This window comes from Trebonia sp. (assembly GCF_049794275.1).
Taxonomy (GTDB): Bacteria; Actinomycetota; Actinomycetes; order Streptosporangiales; family Streptosporangiaceae; genus Trebonia.
The window spans coordinates 1-2,528 of record NZ_JBARCR010001018.1; the positions used below are offsets into that span (position 1 = coordinate 1).

Annotated in this window: 2 protein-coding genes and 1 pseudogene; 2 read left to right on the forward strand and 1 reads right to left on the reverse strand. The window is 72.7% G+C overall.

What is annotated here, in order from left to right:
* Positions 1 to 545: 545 nt before the first annotated feature.
* Complete coding sequence (locus tag WA805_RS25645; protein ID WP_422291149.1) at positions 546 to 827, forward strand: mechanosensitive ion channel domain-containing protein; 282 nt, start codon at positions 546 to 548, stop codon at positions 825 to 827.
* A 78-nt stretch (positions 828 to 905) separates the two neighbouring features.
* Here WA805_RS25645 and WA805_RS25650 read toward each other — a convergent pair.
* Positions 906 to 2,051, reverse strand: a pseudogene (locus WA805_RS25650) (SAM-dependent methyltransferase); the annotation flags it as partial.
* On the opposite strand from WA805_RS25650, the gene WA805_RS25655 reads away from it, so the two are divergent.
* On the forward strand, positions 1,957 to 2,528 hold a 572-nt coding region (locus WA805_RS25655; protein ID WP_425243624.1), incomplete at its 3' end, for a UbiA family prenyltransferase. The pseudogene WA805_RS25650 and the gene WA805_RS25655 sit on opposite strands and share 95 nt — an antisense overlap.

Below are 2,528 nucleotides of genomic sequence, written 5' to 3' on the forward strand. Positions count from 1 at the left end.
AGTCGGGTCCTTCGCCCAGCAATCGCCGCCGGGTACGGTTACGCTCAGCCGTGACCGTACCCGGCGCGCGAGAGGAGGACCGGAGAATGCACCTGCAGGACGGGCCGCAGCTCGACCTGCCTGCCCAGGTGGCCAAGGTGAAACAGAAGGCACGGCCGTGGAAGGCCATCATCGCGCTCATCCTCGCGATCGCCGCGGCGGCCGTATCGAGCTGGGCCCATCGCTACTTCCACGATTATTTCCAGTCCAGCAACATCCAGTACCAGGTCATCGCCGCGGGCTGCGCCGCGGCGTTCTGCGTATTCGCCAGCGTGGCCACCTACGGGCTTTCCGGGAAGGCCCGCTCGGTACTCGAACTGCGGGTCGGCACCGCGCACGCCGCGGTCGTCAGGTACTTCCTGCTGCTGATCGGCGGGTTCACGACGCTGGTCGTCACGCTCGTGCTGTTTGACGTCCCGGTCAGCCAGCTCATCCTCGGCGGGGCGCTGACCAGCGTGTTCGTCGGGATCGCCGCGCAGCAGGCGCTGAGCAACGTGTTCGCCGGCATGGTGCTGCTGCTCGCCCGCCCGTTCCGGGTCGGCGACGCGATCCGGCTGCGGGCCGGAGCGCTCGGCGGCGGCGGCGAGATCGACGGGACGGTCACCGAGATCGGCATCACCTACGTGCGGCTCGACACCGGCGCCAGCATCATGGCCGTGCCCAACTCGCAGGTGCTGAACGCCGTGGTGGGACCGCAGCCGCAGCCGCAGCCGCTGGCGGCCGTTCCGGTCAGCCCGCCAGGGGACGACCAGCCGAACCCTCCGGGACGGGGAGCACTGCCCGGCTAACTGCTTCTTGACTACGTACAGGGACAGCCCCGGGATGCGCAGCACGCGGACGCGGCGCGGGGCACCGAAGCCTGCTTCGCGGAGCCAGCCGCGCAGCTGCGCGGGGGTGTGCACCTGCGAGCCCGAGCTGAGGTAGACGAACAGGCCGAGGAAGTTCGCCGCCGCTGAGGCCCGGCGGGCCGGGTCGGCGAAGGCGTCCATCACCGCCAGCGTGCCGCCTGGCGCCAGTGCCTCGCGGGCCTTGCCGAACAGGGCGGGGATCTGGTCCGGGCTCAGGTGGTGCACGAGGTTGAAGCAGAGCACCGCGTCGTAGCCACTACCCAGGTCACCGGAGCCCAGGTCACCGGAGCCCAGGTCACCGCCGGTCGCGTCGCCGTCCCTGAACCGCACCCGGTCGGCCATCCCGGCCGCGGCGACGATCTCGCGGCCGACCGCCGCGCTGCCCGGCAGGTCGAGCACGGTCGCGGTCAGCCCCGGGTGGCGGCGGCACAGCGCCGCGGAGTACAGGCCGTGGCCGCCGCCGATGTCGAGCAGCTGCCGCGCGCCTGACGGCAGCCGCAGCTTCCTGGCCACCTCCGCGGCGCTCAGCCTGGCGAGCTCGCGCTGGCCGCGAATGTAGCGTTCCCAGTACGGGTCGTCTGGCGGCGCGCCGTGCGACGCGGTCCCGGCGGGGCGGCGGCCGCGGGTGACTTCGCCGAGTTCGGCCCACCAGTTCCAGTAGTCCGCGGTTCCCGCGACGTATTCCGCGACCGACAGTCCGGACGCCGGGTCGAGCCAGCGCCGGGAGCGGCGGCTGAGCTGGTAGCGCCCGGCCCGGGCGGTGACGTGGCCCGACGAGCGCAGGCAGTCGAGCAGCAGCCTGGTGGGCAACGGGTCAAGGTCAAGATCGGCGGCCAGCTCCGCCGCCGTGGCGGGGTTTTGCGCCAGCCGGGCCGTGATCCCGGAGCGCACGGCGGCGACGAGGATCCCGGACAGCCCCATGCCGCCCCAGGCCTCGGCGGCGGGGCTGGGCACTACGCCGGCGAGCAGGGCCAGCCATTCGGCCGGGTTGGCACCACGCAATGCAAGCCTCACACTGCAAAGGTAGGCGCTGCGAGCCGACAGACCGGGGGTTTCTGCCATGAACCGCGTGCGGGCACTGATCATTGCCAGCCACCCGGGTCCGTCACTCGCCATCACGGCCATGGCGACCCTGCTGGCGGCGGAGGCGGCGCCGCACGGCATCGGCCCCGTGCTGACGGCGCCCGCCATGCTGGCGGGCCAGCTGTCGGTCGGCTGGTCCAACGACGCCTGCGACGCGCGCCGCGACGCCGCGGCGGGCCGGACGGACAAGCCGATCGCCGCCGGTGCGATCAGCGTGCGGGCGGTGTGGATCGCGGCCTTCGTCTCGCTACTGGCCGGGCTCGCGATGGCGCTGGCCATCAGCGTGCCTACCCTGCTCATCCTGATCGTGGTCATCGGGGCCGCGTGGGCGTACAACCTTGGCCTCAAATCCACGGCCTGGTCCGGGCTCATGTACGTGGCCGGGTTCGGCCCGATTCCCGCGTACGCGGCGAGCACGCTGCCTGGTCATCCCGCGCCGCGCTGGTCCGTGACGGCGGCGGCGGCGCTGGTCGGCCTCGGCGCGCACTTCGCCAACGTGCTCCCCGACCTGGCGGGCGACCAGGCCACCGGCGTCAAGGGCCTGCCGCAGCAGGTGGC